Origin of the sequence: Nonomuraea sp. NPDC049655 (assembly GCF_044465465.1) — a bacterium.
Taxonomy (GTDB): domain Bacteria; phylum Actinomycetota; class Actinomycetes; order Streptosporangiales; family Streptosporangiaceae; genus Nonomuraea.
Map to the genome: position 1 here is coordinate 425,167 of NZ_JBITLS010000010.1, position 22,209 is coordinate 447,375.

The window sequence follows — 22,209 nt, forward strand, 5'->3', positions numbered from 1 at the left end:
CCCCTCCCGTGGGCATCGACCCCGCCCTGATGACCCAGCTCATCAACGGCATGAAGCGAGCAAGCAGCACACTTCCCGACATCGGCCTCCAAGTCGAACGAGCCCTCACCGCCCTCGGCGTAGCCCTGTGGGGGCCGGCCCAGCTGTCGGCCATCGGCCGCCAGCTGCACGACCAGATCCCCACACTCCAGGGCCGTCTCGACCTCATCCTCGCCACCCCAGACCGGCGCCCCGGCGAAGACGGCGTCCTCTGGGCCGACGAATCCCCATGGCTGTCGAAATCCCCCTCCGAAGGCGCGGCCGCGGCCACCGCACTGGCCGCCCGACTCCGTGCGCAAATCGCATCCCATTCACTCGACGCAGAATCCGTAGCCGAACTCGAACGTCACAAGAACGACCCGTTCTTCGCCGTGGCCTTTCTCACCCTGATGCCGCCGCGTGAACTCAAATCGCTCATCGCCCGCGCATACTCCTACGATCTCCCGCCCGGCGACCGCCCCCTCCTCTACGACACGGCCACCCAGGACCGGCTCCTCACCATGCTCAGCACCCTGCTCGGCACCGCCTCCCACGGAGTCGGCCGGACGCGCCTGGCCGCCGACTACGCCGACCGCCTGATCGAGGACATCGACCACCCCCAGGACGCGTTCGCCGTCAAGAGACTCCTCCAGGACGGCGACTTCGACCACACCTTCCTGCTCACCCTGGTCCGCAAACTGCACGACCTGGACCTCGCCCATCCCCCCGACCTGTCCCTCCCCCGAGACCCCTGGACGCTCCCCGGCCCCAGAGACATCTCCCCCGGCGACCTCAGCCCCATGGGCACCGCCCTGATCGCCCTGGCCCACCACCCCGCCGTGGCCCAGGACTTCTTCACCGACCCCGCCCGCAAACCCCTCGCCTACCTGATGCGCACCCACCCCTGGCTGGGCGACGCCGACGCCGACCTCGGCTGGGCCATCCAGGCCGCCACCACAGAATTCCGCGACCACGACCTGCCACCGGGCGGGTCACGCGGCTACAAGTCTGCCCTGATCGCCTCCTGGGCGGTCCGCTTCTGGAGCGACCCCAAGGTCCAGACCAACCTCCCCTCCACCCGCCCCCACCTCGGCACCATCCTCAGCCAGTACATCGGCGACGTACACCGCGACGCCCAGTCGTTCACCGACAAGAGACCCGGAGTGGAGACAAGCGCCAATGCGGACAAGAACCTCCTCGGCGGCGACCCCTACGGCGCCAAGTTCAACGCCAAGGACATGAAGCAGGCCATGGCCTGGGGGTTCGAGGACGACGACGCCTTCCGGAAGGTGACCGCCGCGCACGGCCTGTACGCCGCCCGGATGCTGGACGAACTGGCAGCCCAGATCGAAGCGGAGGTCGAGGCCGATGTCACGGCCTGGCGCCAGTCGCACCCCGGCGCCACGCGGCAGCAACTGGACGCAGCACGGCAGGACATCCTCGAGGAGCGGATGAGCCGGAGCGGAGGCGCGGAGTTCGCCCGGGCGGCACGCGGCCTCAGCGTGACGACCTGGATGATCACTGATGCGGCCAACCTCTCCGGCATCGAGAAGGCTAAGGCGGAAGACGCCCGTTTCTCCGTATTCAAGGAGATGACGGAGGCGGTCGTCGGGCTTGCCCCCGGCCCTCCAAGCAAGTTCATCGGACTGCTGGTCGACACGGCCAAGGGAGAGCTCTTCGGCAAGATCAAGCCCGGCCGGGAGGAACAGGCCCGCATGAACGCCGACGATGCGCTGGGGGCCGCCAAGCACATGTTCTCGGACCTGACCGCGGCCACCATGATGCGCCACGGCTTGTTCGGGGACGGTTCCATACCGGCCAGGACGCATCCGTACCGTCACAAGGACTTCTCGCCGGGGGCTGCCGGGCACTTCCTGGTCAATGGAGAGATCAAACCTTGGGACGAGATGAACGCGGATCAGCGGGAGTCCTACGACGAGTGGCTGCATCTCAACGAGACCGGCCGCGTATTCGACCGCCCGGACGCGGCCATCGAGATTGGCTTCGACAACGCCACGGATTACCACGCCGGAAGTGGATCATGAAGGTCAATCCAGCGTTTGCCCTTACCACGCTCATTCTGGTGGGATGCTCGTCGGTTCCGCCTCCGGATGCCAGATTGCTCGGAAACGTCACCGCCGCTCCGCGCGAATGCGACTTGATCTCCGCCAACTCCATCATGGTCGCGACCGGCCTCCACGAATACCGCGCATTCGGCACGAAGATGGATATGGGCCGCAAGTTCGAGTCATGCACGGTGACCGAGAAACCTGATGCGGAACACAACCGAGGCCTGCTGATCGAAGTGTTCGATCCCTCGCCGGATGATGCGGAAGATCTGGAGAACACAAGGCGATCCACCAATGGAACCGATCTTCCCGGTGGTCTCGGGCCGGGTTTCGCTGCTCGGCGGAAGAATGGTCAGGATCAGAGCATTGCGTTTGTCTACGGGTGGACGTCTGACTACAAGCGGCTGCTTACCGTGAATATCATCGAAGGCGCGCCCGGGAGGGATTCGTTGGCGGATGCGGTGGAGTTTTTTCGGCAGCTCAAGCCGCTGCTGCTCACGTCGTCTCGATAGTGGGTTGTTTTGTGGTGGTCGGAGCAGGTGGGCGGCTGTCCCAGGGCCTCCGGCGGGTCAGGTGGGGAAGTTGGTGAGGTGGGGTTCGGCCTCGGTTATGGACTGGCGGAGGTCGGTCAGGAGGGACGGGAGGCGGTCGGGGGTGTAGCGGGCCGAGGGGATCGAGATGGACAGGGCTCCCACGGGGGTGCCGCGGCCGTTGCGTAGCGCCGCTCCGATCGCCGAGACGCCCTGTTCCGTGCCGTCGAGGTTGAGGGCGTAGCCGCGGGGGCGGATCTCGTCGAGTTCGCGGAGCAGGGACGCGCGTTCCTGCTCGGGCAGGTCCTGGTAGAGGTCGGCGAGCTGGTCGCGGGGCAGCGAGGACAGCAGGACCTTGCCGCCGGAGGCGCGGTGGGCGGGCAGGATCGTGCCGCGGCGGTCGCCGACGTACAGGATCTGCGGGGACTCGATGCTGTCCAGGAAGCGTACTTCGGTGCCCATTCTGACCATGAGATTCACGGTCTCCCGGACGCGGGCGCACAGGGCCTCCATGGCGGGCCGGACGTGCGCGCGCAGCTCGCGCAGGGACGAGCCGCCGCCGTCGCCCGCCGCCGGGCCGAGGAAGGGGCCCGGCAGGTAGGTGTGGTGCTCGTCCTGGACGGCGAAGTCGCGATAGACCAGCATCGCCAGCAGGCGGTGCGCGGTCGAGCGGGCGATGCCGAGCTCCTTGGCGACGTCGGTGACCTTGAGACGTCCTTGATCACGCAGCATGTGGAGGAGAAGCAGCGCGTTGTCGACCGAGCCCAGGGGGTACGCGGGCTTGTTCTTCACAGCAGAACGCTAGTGCAGTACGCGGAATTACTCCCTAGCGTTGGGCAGCATGAATCCCGATGAGACGTTGTACGTGGACGTCGCTGTCGTGCATCTGTCCTGTTCTGGGCGCAGGTCGGCGACTTGATACCCGTACGTCCTGGGTTCAGGGCGCGGCTGCATGGGAGACGCTCCATCCGACGGTTCAACGGGCGGTCCAGCGGACGGGTGAGGTGGGTTCGGTGGGTGGGGGTGGCGAGCGGCGGGCCGTCGTGCCGGCCCGCTCCGGTCTGGACGGTCTGCCGGGTGTCACCGCGGCCGTCAGGGCGGGCATCCCGTGCCCTGGGGCTGCTGTTGCCTGAGCACCGCTGCATCCGGGGGCGCGGTTGGTTCAGGCGCGCGGGCCGGTTCGAAGTGTTCTGTTTTCCGACACGCCCTCTTGAGGGCCTGCACCAGTATCGAGAGGAGCTCGAGTGAAGCTCGCGACGCTGCGACTGCCGCGCCGTACGGCCGCCGTCCGGATCGACGGGGAGCACGCCGTTGAGGTCGGGGCGCCCGACGTCGGGATGTTGCTGGCCGACCCGCGCTGGCGGGAGGTGGCCGCCGCGGCGGACGGGGCGCGGCATCCGCTGTCCACGGCCGACCTGGCGCCCGTGGTCCCGGTGCCGGGGAAGATCATCTGCGTCGGGCTCAACTACCGCGATCACATCCTGGAGATGGGACGGGAGTTGCCGCGGTATCCGACGGTGTTCGCGAAGTTCGCCGAGGCGCTGATCGGGCCGTACGACGACATCGAGCTGCCCGCGGTGTCGGATGCCATGGACTGGGAGGGTGAGCTGGCCGTGATCGTCGGGGCGGAGGTGCGCGACGCCTCGCCCGAGGAGGCCGAGGCGGCCATCGCCGGATACTCGGTGCTCAACGACGTGACGGCCAGGGACTACCAGAACCGTACGGCGCAGTGGTTGCAGGGCAAGACGTTCGAGGGGACGACGCCGTTCGGGCCCTTCCTCGTCACGCCGGACGAGATCAGCGGGGCGATGACCCTGGAGTGCGAGGTGGACGGAGAGGTCGTGCAGCAGGCGGACACGGCCGGCCTGGTGTTCCCGCCGGGTGAGCTGATCGCGTACCTGTCGCAGATTCTCACGTTGCGGCCGGGCGACGTCATCGCGACCGGCACGCCCGGGGGCGTGGGCCATGCCCGGAAGCCGCCCCGATATCTGATGGACGGGAGCAAGGTCGTCACCCGGATCGCGGGGGTCGGCGAGCTGGTGAACACGGCTCGCCGCCTGGCCTGACCCGGCCTCACTGAACGCCGGGGCGACGTACTTCCCGGACCGCCTCGGCCCGACCTGGTCTCGCTGGGTGCCGCGACGACCTACTTCGCCGGTTACATGTGGGCAGCCGACCTCGACCGTCTCTCGGTGCTGCCGGGGTGCGTGGGGGCTCGGCGGCCGTCGTGGGCCTCTACCGAACTGCACGAGGGTTCGGCAGAGGTCCGAGAGACGGGACGCAGGGGCGGTCCCCGTGGGCGGGTGCAGTGGGGGTTCCGGCGGACGAGTGGGGTGGCCGGCAAGGCGCGCGGTGGCGTCCCGCCTGCGGATGTCGTGGCGGTACCGGTGGACGGGGGCAGTCGGGGCGGTGAGCCCTGGTGCCGGTCCCAGGTCGGTACGTGGGGCAGGACCGCCTGGTCTTTCCCCGGAGACGAGTGTGCGGGCGGTGATGCGATGTCTGGTGGGCGACATCGCGCGCCCGGTGCCGTGGTTCCTGGTCCGGGGGCCTGCGCCGGGTCGTAGGGGTGTGCGAGGCGGTCGTGGGGGCTGGTGGTGACGAGGGTGCGGTGGCTGGGTGCCTGAGAAGGTGCACGGGTTGTGGGTCAAGGAGAAGGGGTCCATGGCAGGGGGAGGTGGGTGGTGGCTGGGGTGTCGGTGCCGGGGAGGATCATGGTCAGTACCTCGGCTGCGCTTCCTGACGTGACCGTCACCGCCTCCGCCGTGCGCAGGTAGCCGGTGGAGACCGTCGTGGTCCCCACCTCCATGCCCGACGCGGGCCGCTGGAGCAGTGTGACGCGCCAGTCGCCGTCGCCGAGGACCACGGCGTCCGTCCGCCGTTCGACCAGTCGTAGCGCGGGGTCGAAGTGCCACAGGCTGCGCAGCGTCCCGGACGGGACCGAGTCGCGTACGGCCATCACGTCCTCGCCGTGCCCGACCAACACGCGGCGGGTCCTGGTCACCCCGTAGGCGTCGTCGGCCAGCTCGAACTCCTGGCGTCCGGGGGCGAGGTCGGCGTGCACCAGGCGGGTGGCCGTGCCGGGACGGAAGTCCCCGTCCGGGACGGGCACGTTGTGGGCCTGCGGGGTACGGGTCCAGGCCGCGTACTCGGTCCGCTCGTAGGAGTGGAACCCGGCCTCGACCAGGATGCGGCGGCCCTGGGCGCTGTAGGTGACGCCGAGGTGGTCCTCGTGGCCGTGCAGACGGCGGCCGGGGCCGAACCTGATCGAGTAGTGGGCCGAGCGCGGGTCGTCCCAGGCGGTCCTGCCGAAGACGTATCCGGCGTCGAAGACGCGTACGAGAGGGCCCTCGTGAGGGAAGCCGGGGGCGCGGGTGTCAGCCGGGCTGTCGCCGATGGGGGTCAGGCAGCCGTCGGGCTGGGTGGCGTGCGCGATGTAGCCCTCCAGGGCGGTCCGGCGGGCGGCGAGGCGAGCCGGGGGCTCGGCGCCGCTCTCGCCGATCGCGCGCAGGGCCACGCCGAGGCGGCGGTGCACGTACAGGCCGTAGCGGGGGGCCTGTTCGTGCAGCACGCCCTGGGCGTCGACGGCCAGTTCGGCGGATCCGGTCATCCTGCGTACGGCCAGGTCGCGCCACTTGGCGCGGCCGAGGCGGCAGCCGGTGAGCAGCAGCCCGATGTCCTGGTCCAGCCCATGGTTGTGGCCCGCGCGGTAGAGCGCGGGGTCGGCCAGGACCTCGCCGTGCTCGGCCAGGCTCGCCCACAACTGCGGGGTGCGCACGTGCTCGCTCAGGCAGACCAGCACGGGCGCGCGCAGGGCGACGGCGTGCTCGGCCCACGCCCACGGGCTCAGCTCGTGGCCGCCGCGCGGGTTCCGGCTGATCCACTGCGCGGTCACGTCGGCGGCGCGCTCCAGGCAGGCCCGCTCGCCCGTGCGCTCGTACGCGGCGACCAGCCGGCCCGCCCAGCGCAGCGTGTGCAGGTTCAGCGCCCAGGAGCGGTTGCCGTACGGGTCGGCGGTCCAGTCGATCTCCGTGCCGAGGTCGGCGGGCGGCAGGCCGGCGAAGCGGACCCGTCCGTCCATCACCTCCGCGACGTCGGCGGCGGGGAACTGGTCGCTCAGGCAGATGGCCCTGCCGGTGGTCGTGCGGGCACGCCAGAACACGTCGCGGCTCCTGTTTCGGGGCGCGCTGAACTCGCCGCGCGGCGGTCACGCGCCTGCCGGGGTGGGGTCAGTGCAGGTCGGGGTGGGAGGGAACGCGGCTCAGTGCAGGTTGGGGGCCTGGTCGGTCCAGCCTGCCGTGAGGACGATCTGCGAGCCGCCGGTCCCGCCCGCGTCGGTGCCGGCGAGGACCTGGGAGGTGGCCGGATCGATGATCAACGTCCGCCGGACGCCGGTGGGGAGCGGATAGCTGAACGCCTCCCCGGGACGGCCCAGCGGGTCGGCGCGACCGCCCAGGTAGCGGACGTCGGGCAGGTCGGCCAACGCCCGGTAGGCGGCGGCGCGTACGGCGGGAGGCGACGGCTTGCTCCACAGCAGGCCGCTGAGCGCGTCGGCGAGCAGGCCCGCCGAACCGGCGGGCAACATCGCGGCCACCCGCTCCTTGAGCGCCGCGGGGTCGGCGGGCAGCTCCTGGATCTGGCGGAACGTCAGGTCGCGGCCCGCCATGGTGAACGGCGCCCGGCCCGTCACCGGGACGACCCGCCCACGCCCCGCACAGCTTCCCTCATGGGCCGGTCCCGAGGGGGGGGCGGGGGTGGCGACGCGGCCCAGGTGCGACGCGGAGGCGGCAGGGGTGGAGGTGGGAGTCGTAGGAGCGGCGGTGGAGGTGGGAGCCGAAGGGGTGGAGGTGGAGGTGCAGGTCCAGGCTCGGCCGTCTCTGGTGGCCCAGAGCTCGGTGAGGCGGTCGCCGTCGTGCAGCCGGCTGATGTGCCAGTAGGTCGCCTGCTGCCCGGAGGCCGCCGTACTGGCCGCCGCGAGCAGGATCGAACGGCCCGGCACGGCGGACGGCGTCCCTCTGACCAGCATGAGGGCCACGGCGAGGGCGGTGGCCGCGGCCAGGGAGAGCGCCGAGAGCCGCGTCAGGCGCCGGCGGCGGCGCGCGGCCGCCACCCGCCGCCACACCCTGGCCTGGGCGTAGGGTGCGGGCGCCGGATGCCCATACAGGTCCCGGACGACCCGCAGGTCGTCACCGCCAGGGAACGAGCGCGGGTCAGGAGCGGGCCCGGACTGCTCGGGAACGGAGGACGAGCGCGGGTCGGGAGCGGAGCCGGGCTGCTCCGAGGCGGGAAGGCGGGGGTCAGCCATGGGTGGGCTCCAGGACGTGCGTGCCGAGCAGGCCGCGCAGCTTCTTGCGGGCCCGGCTGAGCCGCGACCCCACGGTCCCGTACGGGATGCCGAGGACGGTGGCGATCTCGTCGTGGCTCAGCCCGGCGAGCGCGACGAGCAGCAGCACGTCGCGGTCGCGCCGGTCGAGCTCGGCCAGGGCGGCGGCCAGGTTGGGACGAAGGCTCTGGGCGCTGACCCGCAGGGCGACGGCCTCCTCGTGGCCGGGCGCGTCGCCGTCGGGGCCGCAGCGTCCGAGCGCCCGCAGTGTGCGGGCCTCCAGCCGGCGCTGCTTGCCGATGAGGTTCGTGGCGATGCCGTAGAGCCAGGCGCGCACGCCCGCCCGCGACGGGTCGTAGTGCGCGCGCTTGCGGAAGGCGGTCAGGAAGGTCTCGGCGACGATGTCCTCGGCGTGGTCGGGGCCGAGCCGCTGGGCGACGTAGGCGTGGATCTCGCCGAAGTACCGGTCGAACACCTCCTCGAAGCGCTCGTCGAGCGTGCGCTCGCCGGGCGCGCGGGCGGCCCACGGCACCGCCGTCGTGATGGTCTCCCCCGTCATGTCCAGCCTCCGTGCGTCAAGTGGTTCTTCTCTTATCACCCGATGTGCCGGATCGCGTTCACGACAATTCCCTCCCAACGGTCACATGCCTTTCTTCCGGGTAGGCGGATGGCACGGGGGAGCTGGTCATCGCCCTGGTCGGGGTGGGCCACGGGGACGGGCGGGTGTGGCGGGCCGGGCGGCCTGCGTTACCTGCCGAGCGGGAACGAGCCCCGGCTGCTGGCGGTGTCGCGCGGCGGGCTGCCGTTCCTGGCCCGGCCGCCCGTGCCCGTCTTCCCGGCGCCGGCGGTGCAGACGCCGTGGCCGCCGCGCTGCTCGGCCAGGACAGTCCCGGCGAGGACGGGCTCGGCCAGGAAGAGCGCGGCGAGGACGGGGGGTCAGCGGCCGCTGAGGAAGCGGTGGACGTCCTCGATCTCCGCCCGGACCAGTTCCTCGGGCAGCTCGCCGAACGGCTGCACGCTCACCTGCGCGCCCTTCCTGGACCACACGCCCGCGACCGTCCCCCCGGCCAGCACGACCGGGCGCAGGACGCCTCCGCCAGGGAACACCTCGGCGGCGTGCTCGGGGGCCAGGACGCCGTCCCGGCCGCGCCAGCCCATCAGGAACTCGTCGAAGGCGGGCGCGAGGCGCAGCACGGGCTCGCCGGGCTCGGGCGGGTCCTGGGCGGCGCTCGTCCGCCAGGCGGCGCGGGCCTCGCCGAGCGGCAGGCCGGACCAGGCGGCCAGGTCCTCGGGGGTGGCCGGGTGGTGGGCGCGGCGGTAGCGCACGGCCAGCTCCTTCAGTGCCTTCCCGCGGTCGGGCTCGGGCACGACGGGCGCGCCGAGCCAGTCGCCCGCGTGCACGTACGTCGGCTTGCCCGCCCTGGACGGGCCGAGCACCGCCAGGCCGTGATGGGCGGCCAGCGCCATCAGGTGCACGACGCCCTGGCCGCGGGCCCGTCCGGCGAGGCGTTCCGTCAGCTCGGCCTTGGTCAGCGGGCCCTGGCCGGCGAGCGCGTTCACGGCGAGCGGGAGCAGGTCGTCTCCCGTGACGCCCTCCTGCCGCAGGCGGCGCAGGGCCGCGGTGTCGCTGCTGGTGAGGGCGTGGATCCAGGGGAGGTCGTCGGCGTGCACGAAGTGCAGCGTGCCGCGCGGGCCCCACGTCCTGACGATCTCGCGGGCCCGCCAGGCGGCCTCGATGCCGGACGGTGTGAGGGTGGCCGAGCGGGCGCGGAAGGCGAGCAGGGCGGAGGGCACGTCCTGGGCCTGGATCGCGGTCAGGTGCCGGACGACGTCGGCCGCGGTGAGGCCGGGCGGGCGGTGCAGGAGCTGGGCCTCGACGCTTCTCATGGACGGGATCATCGCAGGAGGAGGCGGTCGCGCAGGCGGGTGGGGAGGGGGGTGCGCGAGCGGGCGGCGCGGCGGACGGCGTCGCTGCTGTCCCATGCGCGGGCGGCGTCGGCGTCGGTGACGTCGTCGGGGGCGTACCGGACGAAGTTTGAAATTTCGGCCAACGGCCTGAGATGGGTGGTGATGTCGGGTGGCTGGCCGGTCAGGACGTCCTCGGCGGTCAGCGTCCGCCTGCCGCCCAGCCGCAGGTCGTCGCAGGTCTGCCGCCAGGCGCCGAGCACCCGGTCGCCGGGCGCCCCGCCGCGTCTCCTGGACCGCCTGCGCCACCAGGGCAGCACGGCGGCCGTCACCGCGTACGCCACCAGCAGGCCCCCGCCCACGGCCGCGGCGAGCACCCAGGGCGACGGCCCGCCGCCGGGCCGCGCGCCCTGTTCCCCGGCCTTCGGGCGGGCCGTGCCGGACCGGTCGCCGCCCCCGCGCGTGAACTCGCCCTCCAGCTGCTCGCTCTCCTTGATCGACGAGGAGACGACGTCGTGGTCGTCCTTGGCGCCGCTGCGGCCGGGCGTGGGGTAGAACGGCCGCCAGCCCAGCCGTTCGAACTTGATCTCCGCCCACGCCATGATGTGCCCCGACCTGACGTGGTAGACGCCCCCGGACGCCTGTCCCGGCCGGAAGCCCACCACCACCCGCGACGGCAGCCCGAGCGTCCTGGCCATGAGCGCGAACGTCGCCGCGAACTGCTCCGAGGTGCCCCGGTGCGTGGTCCGCAGGAAGAACTCCAGGCCCTTGAGCGAGTGGCCGGGCGGCGCGGTGACGTCGTAGGAGGCGCTGGTGCGCAGGTAGCTCTGCAGCCGGTACGCCTGCTTGATCGGCGCGTCCGCGCCCTTGGTCGCCTCCTGCGCGAGCTCGCGGAACAGCTTCTCCTGCGGCCCGGGCGGGAACGCGGTCAGCGCGGCGTCGTCGTGCGCGGGGGTGGCCGCCAGCAGGTCCTCCTTGGACGGCTCCGGCACCCTGGACGTCACCTCATAGGCCAAGCCCTTGCCGGGACGCCTGCCGGTTCCCGCGGCGGGGTCGGCCAGCAGGGCGCCGCTCTGCGGGTCGGCGGCCAGCCCGGGGACGCCGTCGACCTCGACCGGCCGTTCGGCGGCGGGCAGCCACGTCCCCGGCAGCCCGGTGAAGGTCACCCGCTGCCGGACGACCCGGGCGGCCCCCGTCCACTCCCCCTCCGGGACCCGGCCGCCCGTGGGACGGAAGCGGGCCCCGGACGTCCAGCGCACGCCGTCGTAGCGGTCGAGCACGGCCAGCCGCCAGTTGAGCGGCTTGTCCGCCTTGACGGTGAACAGCTCCCTGTCGGGGATCTGCAGCCAGCCCGACACGCGGTCGAGCGGGCTCACGCTGTCCACCCGCCGGGGCGGCGGCAGATCGGCGTCCTGCCTCGGGTCGTACGGCTGCGCCGCCACGGGCAGCAGCGGCCCCACCGCCAGCGCCAGCGCGGCCAGGACGGCGGCGGCGGGCAGGCCGCCGAGCAGCCAGAGCGGCGAGCGGTCGTCGCGGACCAGGGCGAGGGCGGCGACGAGCACGAACAGGGCGGCGGCGACCGGCAGGTTCGAGCCCTCGCCGTCCACGCCGAGCAGCAGCGCGGCGGCGAACACGGCCAGGGCGGGGACGGCGGCGGCGATCCTGGTGCGGGTGCGGGTGAGGGTCTCGGCGCCGATGACGGCCGCGGCCCAGACGAGCGTGTGCACGAGGACGAGCAGGCGCGGCTCCGGCTGGGCGGGGAGCAGTGTGGTGAGCAGCGCGTGCCAGGCGTCGGCCACGTCGGCGAGCACGCCGGGGGCCAGGCCGTGGTAGAGCGGGATCGTCCCGGCGAGCCAGGCGACGAGGTCGAGCGCGAGCGCGAGCCACAGGGGCCGCCGCGCGGTGAGCGCCGCCACCAGGACGGGGGCGACGGCGGCGGGCGCGATCGCGAGCAGGAGCTCCGCGCCGGGGAAGACCCGGTGGAACCCCCACCCGGCGACCCCGGCCACGGCCGCCACCACCACCAGCCCGACGCCTCCCCGCCACCCCACCCCGGACGCGCGCGCAGAAGGGACACGAGCGGGCACGGGCGCGGGCACGGGCACGACAGGCGCGGGCACGGGCGCGGGCACGACAGGCGCGGGAGAAGCGGTGGCGGGGGCGGGAGAAACCGGAGCGGGCGCGGGCACGACAGGCGCGGGAGGGCCGAAGGCGGGCGCGGGGGGTTGTGGGGGTGTCATCGGGGGGTCCAGGCGAAGGGGAGGGCGGCCAGGTCGGTGAGGGGGATGACCGTGACGCCGGGCACGCTCACCGACCCCGGACCGGTCAGCACGCAGATCACCCGGTCGAAGCGCCGCCGGACCCCCGCCGCCCGTCCCGCCTCGGCCGCGTCACCGGTGACCAGCACCAGCGACCCGCCGCCGCGCGCCACCCGCATGATCTCCCCCACGCCCGCCGAGCCCGGCCGCGCCAGGGCGAGCCGGTCGAGGATCGCGTCGGGGTCGGCGTCGGCCTTGGCGTCGGCCGCCGCCCGCTCGCCGGCCAGCACCCGCACCGGGAACCCGGCGCGGGCGGCCGCCACCGCCACGGAAGCCGCCGCGTCGACCGCCAGTTCGGTCAGCTCCCGCGTGTCCAGGACGACGGTCGTGGTGGGCAGGCTCGCGTCGATGAGCTGGCGGACCATCAGCGTGCCGGTCCTGGCGCTGGAGCGCCAGTGGACGTGCCGCAGGTCGTCGCCCACGACGTACTCGCGCAGGGTGTGGAAGGTGACGGTGCCGCTGGGGGCGTTGTCGCTGGTGGGCCCCTCCAGGTGGTGGGCCCGGCCGGACGGCGGCACGGACAGCGCGACGGTGCGCGGGCGGACCAGGAGGGTGACGGCGTCGCCGTACCGGCGCACCCGGCGCGTGAGGCCGAACGGGTCGGCCCGGACCAGCAGCAGCGGCCCGACCGGGATCTCGCCGCGCACGTCGGTGGGCAGCGGGTAGGAGACGGTGCGCGCGGCGTTCCTGGGCAGCCGCGGCAGACCGATCAGGTGCTCCGACGTCCCGACGCGGTCCTGGACGCGCAGCCCCGACAGGCCGCGCCGGCCCCGGTTGACCACGTTCAGCACCGCGACCGCCGCCTCGCCCCTCGGCACCTTGAGCGGCGTCACCTCGCGCCGCACCTCCAGGTCGGGCGCGGGGGCCGTCCAGGCGAGGGCGGCGGCCAGGGCGAGCACGCCGCCGGTGGCCAGCACGACCGGCTCGGGGTAGCCGAGGGCGAAGCCCGCCGCGTAGAGCGCCGCCGAGCCCGCGAGCGTGGCCCACCCGAGCGGGGTGAACAGGGCCGTGAGCCGCATCTACGCCGCCTGCGGCACCGGCATCCCGGCGAGGATCTCGCCGAGCGCGGACGCCGCGCCGATCTCGCGCAGCTCGGCCTCCGGGGTGACGATCAGCCGGTGCGCCAGCACCGGGACGGCCAGCGCCTTGACGTCCTCGGGCACCACGTAGTGCCGCCCGGCGGCGGCCGCCCTGACGCGGGCGGCGCGCAGCAGCGCGAGGCTTCCCCGGGGGCTCGCGCCCAGCCGCAGGTGCGGGCTGGTACGGGTGGCCGCGCACAGCCCGACGATGTAGTCGTAGACCGGGTCGGCCACGTGGATCCGGGAGGCGAAGTCGATCATCCCGGCCACGTCCGTCGCCCGCGCCACCACCGGCAGCCGCTCGACCTGCGGCCCGGTCGGCCCGCCCTTGAGCACCTCGACCTCCGAGACGTGGTCGGGGTAGCCGACGGAGATCTTCATCAGGAACCGGTCGAGCTGGGCCTCGGGCAGCGGGTACGTGCCGTCCATGTCCACCGGGTTCTGCGTGGCCACCACCAGGAACGGCCGCGGCACCGGGTGCGGCTCGGCGTCCACGGTGACCCGGCGCTCCTCCATGACCTCCAGCAGGGCCGACTGGGTCTTGGGCGAGGCCCGGTTGATCTCGTCGGCGAGCACGATGTTGGCGAACACCGGGCCCTGGTGGAACTCGAACTTCTGGTGCGCCTGGTTGAAGATCGACACGCCGGTGATGTCGCTCGGCAGCAGGTCGGGGGTGAACTGGATGCGCCGCCACTCGGCGTCCACGCTGGCCGCGACCGAGCGGGCGAGGGTGGTCTTGCCGGTGCCCGGGACGTCCTCGACGAGCAGGTGGCCCTCCGCGAACAGGCAGATCAGGGCCAGTTCGACGGCCTCGCGCTTGCCGCGGACGACGCGCTCGATGTTGCCGGCCAGGAGCTGGAACCGCTGGGCGAACTGGCCGGCCAGGGCGGCGGGCTGCTGGGCCTGGGCCATCTGGTCCGGGTAGTTGTACTGGGTCAACCGGTCCCCCTCCTCAGTCGGTGCACTCGAAGAGCGGCGGCGCCGGGAACGAGCCGCGGGGCGTGGTCATGAGCGTCTCGCTCAGATAGGCCACGCCGCCGTTCCACTCGATCCTGTTCCAGACGTCGCTGGTCTCCTTGCTCTCGTCCTCCGTGACGCTCTGGCCCTTGACCTGGCAGATGACGGTGATCGAGAGGTACTGCCCCTTCGGGATGCGGCCCGCCTCGCCGGTCTTCGTCGCGGCGGGGCGGACCAGCGTGTCCACCACGTTGTTGTTGGCGTTCTTGTACTGCTGCCTCGGGTAGGTCAGGTCCACCTCGACGGAGGCGACGTCCGGGCTCTCCCCCGCCTGGTTCGTGGCCTTGAGCTTGAAGGCGTACTTCGCGTTGTTCTTCAGCCCGTCCACGCTGAACGACGTCCCCTTGATCGCGTCGTTCGCGACCGCGCCGCTGAGCTGGTAGGTCACGCTCGGGTCGCCGTTCTCGGGGGCGCTCCAGGTCAGCTCGGCGCCCCGGTTCCTGGGCCTGGCGGCGAAGTTCGACGGCGCCGCGGGCGCCACGCAGGGCCTGGCCCCCGCGCTCCGCTCCGACTCCACCTCCCCGCCCGGCCAGTGGGCGACGACGACGAAGGTGTACTCCTGGGCGCAGTCGCCGCCGGTGAACTCGAACTGGAAGGGCCCGTCGGCGTTCACCGACTGCGGTTCCGGCCGTCCCTCGCCGGACGCCTTGAGCGTGTAGCGCTCGACCTTGCCGCCGGTGGACGGGCTGAAGGTGACGGTCACCCGGCCGGGGCCCGACCGCGCGGTCACCGCGCCGGGCGCGCCGGGGGCGGCGGTGGGCGTCGGCGTCGGGGTCGGGGTCGGGGTGGTCGCAGGGGTCGGCGTGGCCGTCCTGGCCGGGTGGCGGGGCCGCTCGGTCTGCTTCGTCCTGGTCGGGTCGGGTTCGCTGGTCTCGGGCGGATCGTCCGGCGGCGGGTCGGGGGTCGTGGGGTCGGGGAGCGGGGTCTGCTTGGGCTTGGGGGTGTTGGTCGGCCCCGGTACGTCGGAGTCGTCCTTGTCCACGTCGTGCTTGCGGCCCTCGGGGTCGATGACCAGGGCCTTGTCGCCGTTCTCGTCGTTGGCCCAGAGCAGGCCGTCCTTGACGAACACGTCCACCGGGCCCGGCCCGTCGGCCACCTGGAGGGTGGTGGGCCGCCCGCCGGCGGCGCTGTCCCAGACGATCAGCGCGCCACGGCTCTTGTCCGGTACGTACACCTTGGACCCGAGCACCTGCGGCACCCCGAGCCCGGCGGGGTCGCCGGTCGCGAACCTGGTGCTGAGCACGGCGTTGGAGGAGGTGTCGAGCACGACGAGCAGCCCCGAGCCGCCCGGCGTCAGCACCGGGACGAGCGGGCCCTCGGTCGAGGCCGGGGTGAGCACGCCGCCCTTGGCCGCCCGCGCGACCTCCTTGGGCAGGGCGATCTCGCCGACGCCGCCGTCCGCGCCGACGGTGACGGCGGTGGCGGCCCGCGTGTTGACCACGACGGGCAGTCCGCCGGCGATGGTCACGGCCAGTTCCTCGCCCGGTTCGCCCACCTTGACGGGGGTCGCGGCGACGCCGTCGGACACCGGCACGACCTGGCCCCTGGCGGTCACCGGCACCCACAGCCTGCCGCCGCCGTCGATCCTGGCCGCGCCGAGCGGGCCGGGCAGGGTGACGGGCGCGCCCACGGCGTTCAGCGTGACCGGGTCGATGCGCTGGACGCGGCCCGCCGCCGGATCGACGGCGTAGGCCGTGCCGCCGGAGACGGCGAGCTGCGTCCCGGCCGCGCCGAGGTCGCGGGTCTGGGTGACGGTGAGCTGGCTGGGCTCGACCCGGCTGACGAAGCCGGTGCGGTCGTCGACGAGCAGCACGTTCGTGCCGTCCTGGACGACGCGCAACTGCTTGCCGGCCTTGTCGTCGAGGTAGCCGTCCACCTCGCCCGACAGGCCGTTCACGTGCACGACCCTGCCCTTGGCCTTGGTCCACAGCCACGCGCCGACGTCGGCCAGCTCCGGATTGGCGCTGGAGACGCCCACGCCGAACCACGCCGCCGCGGCCACCAGGAGCACGGCCGCCCCACCGGCCATCAGGGCCGTCGCCCGGTCCCCGCCGAGCACACGGATGGACAACCGTTACTCACCCCGTATGTGCGATCACAGAGAGTTTGCCCCGCTTTAACCTGGATCACCCTAGCGGGCGGGAGTCCCATCCGCGTCCGTACCGGCTGGTAGCCCGCGCCGGGTTCCGTGTCTGTCGGTGTGAAGCCGTACCTTAGTGCGCGTGTCCGAACAGCCCCTGACCCTCGACGCCGCCCTCTCCGAGGAGGCGGTGCTGTCGACCTACCGCCGCATGTTCGCCGCGCTGGCCCGCGACAGCGGCGCGGTGGTCGACGACCCCGCGCTGGTCGACATCGCCGAGACGCTGTTCGCGGCGTTCGCCGAGGCGGGCGAGGAGTGGCTGACGCACGAGCAGATGCGCTTCGTCTGCCGGGCCTACCCCAGCGACCAGTTCGACAACCGGCTGCGGGTGCTCAAGGGGCTCGGCGCGATCCGCGAGGTGTTCCCCAAACCCAACCAGCTCCGCTACCGCGCCTCGTTCACCAGCGTCGTCGGCCTGATGTTCATCCGCCGCATGATGGACGACGGCGGCCAGTCCGAGATGCACCGCCTGCTCGCCCTGGAAGACCTCAACGTCGCCGACCCCCGCACCACCGGCGAGGAGGCCCGGCAGAGCGCGGTCAACCTGGCGCGCGCGTTCCGGCTCTGGGCCCTGGAGCTGATCACGCTGACCACGGGCACCATCGAGGAGCTGCGCGAGCAGGCCCCCAAGCTCTGGGGCACCGAGGAGATCGCCCGGCGCGCCCAGGGCCTGCACGGCACGATCCTGACCCGCTGGCCCGAGCTCGACCGGGTCTGCACCGACCTGCGCGCGTCCATCTACTCCTACAGCGACGCCTCGCGCCGCGCCGCCGGCCGCCTGGCCGACTCGGCGGGCACGACCCGCAACCTGACGCTGCTGCCCACCGAGACGTGGCGCACGTTCGCCCAGACCGCCTCCAAGGAGCGGCTGGCCTCGGTGCTCGACGGGTTCGTCTTCGACGCGCCCGCGCCGTGGCACGATCCGGCCGCCGTCGCGCGGGCGGTCGACGAGGCGCCGCGGCCGGCTCCCGTCCAGCCCACTCCCCCGCGTTCGGCGCTGCCCGACCCCGGGCCCGAGGGCTCGCTCGACTCCTCGCCGGGGGCCGCCGTCGAGCGGCTCACGCAGGTGGCCGAGTCGCTGCTCGGCGCCGCCTCCCGGGTCGCGCTGGCCGACGTGATCGGCTCCGACTGGCCCGCCGCCCGCCGCCTGCTCGCCGACCTGACCACCGCCGACCTGCGCCCCGAGCTCCCCTACCGGCTCACCTGGTCCGACGGCCTGACCGTCGACCCCGACGGCGAGCCCGCCTGGCTGTCCCACGGCTACCTGGAGCGCACCTCATGACGTCCACCGGTTCTCCGGCCTCCGAGCGCGGCCGGTCCGCCGGTCAGGCGCTCGCCCACGCGCGGGCGCGCTCCGGCGGGCCGCTGCGGCTGGGGGCGGGCGTGCCCGCGCCCGCCGGGATGACCCGTCTGACCCGGCCCGACTCCACCGGGCACGCGCTGCCGGTGTGGCCCGACGGGGTGACACCGGCGCTGCTGGAGGAGTACCAGATCGCCGCCGTCCCGGTGGAGCGGGCCGGCGAGACGCGGCGGGTGCTGGCGGCCACGCTCAAGTGCTGCTGGAACGATCTCTCCGTCGATCCGTGGCCCGGCGACCCGGCGCCCGTCGAGCTGGTGCTCGACACCTACCGGGCGCTGATCGGGCGTACCGACGACCTGATGCGCAACTGGGCGCGCGGCGCGCTGCGGCGGCTGCACGACTCGGCGTGGATCGTCCTCGACGACGGGGTGGTGACGCTCGGGCCGCGCTGCGCGCTGTGGCCGGCGGAGTCGCACGCCCAGTTGCAGGAGCTGGTCCGCCGCCTGCCCGAGCCCGAGCGGCCGGAGCTCACGGTGGTGGGCGACGCCGACATCGTGGCCGCGGCGGTCCTGCCCCTGCCCGGCGCGGGCGGGCGGGCCGAGCTCGGCGTGTCCGAGTTCGACGACCTGCTGGGCGCCTACGACGAGCGGCGGCGGGCCGAGCTGGTGGCCGCGTACATGGTGGTCGAGCACGCCGCCGAGCCGGTCGCCGAGGGCCGCTTCGCCGCGCTGCGCGACCCGGCGCTGCGCCACACGCTGGGCGAGATGCTGGCCCGCCGCGGCCGCGTCCTCATCCAGCTGCGCGAACGCTGGACCTCGGGCTACGACGACACCCACACGGCCGCCCTGGCCCAGCCCCCGTCCCCCGCCCCCGAGCCGGAGGCGGCCCTGGAGGCTGCGGGCGCGGCGACGGCGGATCGCCCGCCGACGGGCGCGGCGGGCGCGGGGCTCGGCGTGAGCGAGCGGGCGGTGCTGACGCTGGTGCTGGTCCACTCTGTCGCGATCCCCCGGGCCGAGGGCCTGCTGCCGGAGGACTCCTGGCTGTCGCCGCACCCCACCCCGGTCGAGGAGCTGCGCCGCCACACCCAGGTCCCGATCGGCGAGCTGGAGTCGGCGCTGCGCACGCTGCGCCACGCCGGCCTGCTGGCCCAGGTGAAGGCCGGGGAGGAGGCGGGCGGCTACGTCCCGGGCCCGCAGTTCCATCGGCTGACGCCGGCGGCCCGGCGGCGGCTGCAGGAGGAGCTGATCCTCGCCGCCGGCCCGCACACGCCGCTCGCGGCGGCCGTACGCGCCCGCAGGTCGGCGCAGTGAACGTCATGACAGATGGAAGGGTTACGGGGGTTCGGGTGTCGCAGATGGAGAACGTCGTCGGAGACCGGGTGCTGATCGCCGTGCAGGCGGTCAACATCTCACGGCTCTCGACCCATCCGGTGCCCACGGTCCCCGGCACGCTCATCGTCGTCGCGGGCGCGGGCCCCAAAGACTCCAACGGCGCGGGCAAGTCGTCGTTCATCGCCTCGATCACGGCGCTGCTCGGCGACGAGCAGTGGCGCTTCGCCTCGGGCGCCAAGGCGGTCTCCGAGCTGCTCTTCAACGCCGAGCTGGCCAGCGGCGCGGGCGCCCGCCAGTGGGCGAGCGCCGACCACGGCTACATCGTGGGCGTCTTCGGCCCGCCCGGCATGGACTCCTTCGCCCCGCCGCCGGCCCCGCCCGAGCCGGTCGCCGCGCCCGACCTCACCCTGACCGAGGCGGGCGAGGAGGGCGAGCAGGACAGCGGGGAGCTGTTCGAGGTGCCCGACACCTCGGGCGGCGCGATCACCGTGTGGCTCAAGGTCAACCAGGAGGCTCCGCACCTGGAGATCCGCTGGCGGGAGGGCGTCCATCTGGCCGCCTCGCCGTCCGAGGCCGAGCGGGTGGCGCGGGCCGACGAGATCTGGGCGTCGCTGCCGAGGTCGGCGGGCAAGCGCGACGTCGTGGCCCGCGACCTGACCAAGGTGCTCTACGGCGACCGGGTCAGGTGCGTGTCGTTCCTGTCCACGTCCGTGCGCAGCAAGGTCGCCACCAACCTGCTCTCCCAGCCGCTCAACGAGATCTCCCCCGAGCGCGTCTTCGAGGCCATCGCGGCGCTCACCGGCCTCGACGCCGAGCTGGAGCAGGAGCGCGAGGCCCGGCGCGACGAGCACGCCAAGCGGGTGCGGGCGGCGCAGGCGGCCGACCGGCTGGCCGAGTTCGAGGTGGAGTCCAAGGCGCTGCTCGGCACGTTCGACCGCCGCGACCAGGCCCGGGTGCGCCTGGCCGAGGCGTTGCGCTGCTGGCGCGGCAGGCAGGCGCGCAAGCTCGCCGACGCCGCCGCCAAGGACGAGCTGCTGGCCGCCGACCTCGGCCGCCACCGCGCCGCGGGCGAGTCGGCGGCCGAGGAGATCGCGCTGGTCAAGGCCGAGATCGCCACACTGCGCGAGGACACGCTCGACCGACAGGTGTCCCAGGCCCGCAAGGAGCTGGCCGCCCTGCAGGCCCGTACCACCAAGCTCGACGCCGACCGCGCGGTGGCCGAGAACTCCGCCGACGAGCTGCGCGCCGCGATCCCGGCGCTGGAGGAGACCCGCAGGTTCGCCGACGGACGTGACGTGCCCGCCGCCGAGGCCGAGCTGCGGCAGGCCGGGCTCCGGCTCAACGAGGCGCTCAAGGCGCTCGGCGTCGCCGACCAGGAGGTGTCCTCGGCGCGGGCGGCGCTCGACGACGCCGAGGGCGGCCCGGCCGCGGCCCAGCTCGACGCGCTGTCGGCGGCGGGTGTCGGGGCGACCGGCCTGCTCGACGCCCTCGACGTGGCCGAGCAGGCCCGCGACGCCGCCCTTCCCGGCGCCCGCCTGCGCGGCTGGCCGCACGAGCACGCCGTCATCGTCGACGCCGCGCGGCTCGGCGAGGCGGCGCAGGCCCTGGCCGGGCTGCCCGGGTCCGTGCTGGTCAGCGCGGCCGGGGTGAGCGTGGTGGGGGCGTTCGACGGGGTGGCGACCGGGCGGGAGGCCCGCATCAAGGCCGCCGGCCAGCGGCTCAACCGCGCCGAAGACGCCCAGGAGAGCGCCGCGGAGGTGGTGCGCGAGGCCGAGGAGGCCGTCGCCGAGGCGCAGCGCCGGCTGGAGGGCGCGCGGGCCGGGGTGCGGCTGGCGGAGCTGGAGGCCAGGCTGGCCGAGCGGCGCGACCGGCTCGTCGGGCTCAACGCGGCGATCGAGGAGCTGGCGCCGAAGGTCGCCGAGGCCGAGCGGCAGGCGGGCGCGCTCGACTTCCGGGCCCGTACCCGCGACATGGAGATCGAACGGCTCGACGGGCGGCGGCAGCGGCACGAGAGCGAGCGGGCGCAGGCCCGCGAGCAGGAGGCCAAGGTCACCGCCGAGCGCGAGGCGCTGCGGCTCGACGCGCTGGCCGCCGACTGGGGCGGCACGGTGGAGACCGCCCGCGAGTGGATCGCGGCGCTGCCGGAGGAGGAGCGTCCGCGCGCGGCCGAGGAGTGGTGGCGCGTCGCCGAACGCCACTTCGACCAGGCGCTGCGCGACACCTTCCCCGAGGAGGACGCCGAGATCCCGGAGGAGCTGGCGTTCCTGCTGTCGGAGCGGGGCGGCAGCACGGCGCGCGAGCAGGCGACGTTCGCGGCGGTGTGCGGATCGCTGGCCTCCTACCTGCGCGGCCAGGAGGAGTACGAGAAGCACCAGCGGCGGCAGATCGAGGCGCAGGTCGTCACCCGGCAGCGCGACCTGGCGGCGGCGGCCCGGGGCGCGGAGGAGGCGGCGCAGTCCACGGCCGTCCACCGGGCGGCGCTGACGGCGGCGATCAAGGCGAGGCTGACGCGGGTGGCCGAGGAGTTCGAGAAGCTCGACACCTCCTACGGCGGCTACGGCGCGACGCTGGAGTTCCCGGTGCCGCCCGCGCCCGCCGACCCCGAGCAGCGCTGGCAGTGGCGGGTGACGCCGAAGTGGCGGCGGGGCGAGGGGCAGGGGTTCGTGCCGTACAACCGGCGGGCCAACACCGCGCTCATGGACGAGAAGGCCGTCAAGCTGGTGTGCGCGGCGGCCATCGCGTCCTCCGGCGGCGGCCATCTGTGCCTGGTGCTCGACGAGCTCGGCCGCAACCTGGGCAAGGAGCACCGCAGGGAGGCGGTCGCGCTGTTCCGGCGGATCGGCGAGACGTACGGCATCACGGTGATCGGCGCGCTCCAGGACGACATGGAGCCGTACGCGATCGACGCCTGCGGCCAGTACGTCAAGCTGCGGCGGTCGTCGGACGCGATGCCGTACAACGAGCCGCCGGTGATCGTCGGCCACGACCAGCACGCCGAGCGGGTGCGCGCGCTGGCCGCGTACGTCGACCGGGGCCAGCCGGTCAGCCAGCCGGTCGAGCAGCCGGTGTAGCGGGCGCGGGGAGGGCGGGTCAGACATCCCTGGACGTTGAGTGTCAAGCGGTGAGGTCGTAGTCGTGGTGTGACCAGGCGGTTGCTTGGTCGTAGTGGCTGTGGGTTTTGA

General features: G+C 73.7%; 15 protein-coding genes. 6 read left to right on the forward strand and 9 right to left on the reverse strand.

Going from position 1 to position 22,209, the window contains the following annotated elements; all coding sequences use genetic code 11:
• Positions 1-8: 8 nt before the first annotated feature.
• Together ACIBQ6_RS31700 and ACIBQ6_RS31705 are read left to right on the forward strand one after the other, a co-directional pair.
• Positions 9-2,063, forward strand: a complete 2,055-nt coding sequence (locus ACIBQ6_RS31700; protein ID WP_397216310.1) for a hypothetical protein — start codon at positions 9-11, stop codon at positions 2,061-2,063.
• Positions 2,060-2,599 (forward strand): hypothetical protein, encoded by a 540-nt coding sequence (locus tag ACIBQ6_RS31705; RefSeq protein ID WP_397216312.1) that lies wholly within the window; start codon positions 2,060-2,062, stop codon positions 2,597-2,599. The genes ACIBQ6_RS31700 and ACIBQ6_RS31705 overlap by 4 nt, the downstream gene beginning before the upstream one ends.
• 57 nt (positions 2,600-2,656) lie before the next feature.
• Here the strand turns inward: ACIBQ6_RS31705 and ACIBQ6_RS31710 are convergent, their stop codons facing one another.
• Positions 2,657-3,409, reverse strand: a complete 753-nt coding sequence (locus tag ACIBQ6_RS31710) for an IclR family transcriptional regulator (protein ID WP_358285159.1) — start codon at positions 3,407-3,409, stop codon at positions 2,657-2,659.
• A 452-nt stretch (positions 3,410-3,861) separates the two neighbouring features.
• On the opposite strand from ACIBQ6_RS31710, the gene ACIBQ6_RS31715 reads away from it, so the two are divergent.
• Positions 3,862-4,683 carry a fumarylacetoacetate hydrolase family protein gene (locus tag ACIBQ6_RS31715; protein WP_397216314.1) on the forward strand — a complete coding sequence of 274 codons (822 nt, stop codon included), beginning with the start codon at positions 3,862-3,864 and terminating at the stop codon, positions 4,681-4,683.
• Positions 4,684-5,261: 578 nt separating this feature from the next.
• Here the strand turns inward: ACIBQ6_RS31715 and ACIBQ6_RS31720 are convergent.
• From ACIBQ6_RS31720 to ACIBQ6_RS31755, 8 genes are all read right to left on the reverse strand, one after another.
• Positions 5,262-6,776: a heparinase II/III family protein gene (locus ACIBQ6_RS31720; protein ID WP_397216316.1), complete on the reverse strand. Its 1,515-nt coding sequence runs from the start codon at positions 6,774-6,776 to the stop codon at positions 5,262-5,264.
• A gap of 99 nt (positions 6,777-6,875) precedes the next feature.
• Positions 6,876-7,919, reverse strand: a complete 1,044-nt coding sequence (locus tag ACIBQ6_RS31725; RefSeq protein WP_397216318.1) for a hypothetical protein — start codon at positions 7,917-7,919, stop codon at positions 6,876-6,878.
• Positions 7,912-8,496, reverse strand: a complete 585-nt coding sequence (locus ACIBQ6_RS31730; protein ID WP_397216320.1) for an RNA polymerase sigma factor — start codon at positions 8,494-8,496, stop codon at positions 7,912-7,914. Before ACIBQ6_RS31730 ends, ACIBQ6_RS31725 begins: the two co-directional genes overlap by 8 nt.
• 377 nt (positions 8,497-8,873) lie before the next feature.
• Complete coding sequence (locus ACIBQ6_RS31735; RefSeq protein ID WP_397216322.1) at positions 8,874-9,824, reverse strand: winged helix DNA-binding domain-containing protein; 951 nt, start codon at positions 9,822-9,824, stop codon at positions 8,874-8,876.
• An 8-nt stretch (positions 9,825-9,832) separates the two neighbouring features.
• Positions 9,833-11,962 (reverse strand): DUF3488 and transglutaminase-like domain-containing protein, encoded by a 2,130-nt coding sequence (locus tag ACIBQ6_RS31740; RefSeq protein WP_397216324.1) that lies wholly within the window; start codon positions 11,960-11,962, stop codon positions 9,833-9,835.
• Positions 11,963-12,078: 116 nt separating this feature from the next.
• The gene (locus tag ACIBQ6_RS31745; protein ID WP_397163797.1) at positions 12,079-13,179 is read right to left on the reverse strand and encodes a DUF58 domain-containing protein; all 1,101 of its coding nucleotides are present in this window, start codon (positions 13,177-13,179) and stop codon (positions 12,079-12,081) included.
• Positions 13,180-14,178 (reverse strand): MoxR family ATPase, encoded by a 999-nt coding sequence (locus ACIBQ6_RS31750; protein WP_358285117.1) that lies wholly within the window; start codon positions 14,176-14,178, stop codon positions 13,180-13,182.
• Positions 14,179-14,191: 13 nt separating this feature from the next.
• A complete protein-coding gene (locus ACIBQ6_RS31755) occupies positions 14,192-16,327 on the reverse strand; it encodes a fibronectin type III domain-containing protein (RefSeq protein WP_397216326.1) in 2,136 nt (711 codons plus the stop codon).
• Positions 16,328-16,478: 151 nt separating this feature from the next.
• Here ACIBQ6_RS31755 and ACIBQ6_RS31760 point away from each other — a divergent pair, with 151 nt between their 5' ends.
• Genes ACIBQ6_RS31760 through ACIBQ6_RS31770 form a run of 3 tightly spaced genes read left to right on the forward strand, consistent with a single transcriptional unit; the run spans position 16,479 to position 22,098 of the window.
• Positions 16,479-17,678, forward strand: a complete 1,200-nt coding sequence (locus tag ACIBQ6_RS31760; RefSeq protein WP_397216328.1) for a hypothetical protein — start codon at positions 16,479-16,481, stop codon at positions 17,676-17,678.
• Entirely contained in the window at positions 17,675-19,006 is a 1,332-nt protein-coding gene (locus tag ACIBQ6_RS31765; protein ID WP_397216330.1) for a hypothetical protein, read from the forward strand. Before ACIBQ6_RS31760 ends, ACIBQ6_RS31765 begins: the two co-directional genes overlap by 4 nt.
• A 44-nt stretch (positions 19,007-19,050) precedes the next feature.
• A complete protein-coding gene (locus ACIBQ6_RS31770; RefSeq protein WP_358285108.1) occupies positions 19,051-22,098 on the forward strand; it encodes a chromosome partitioning protein ParA in 3,048 nt (1,015 codons plus the stop codon).
• Positions 22,099-22,209 lie beyond the last annotated feature (111 nt).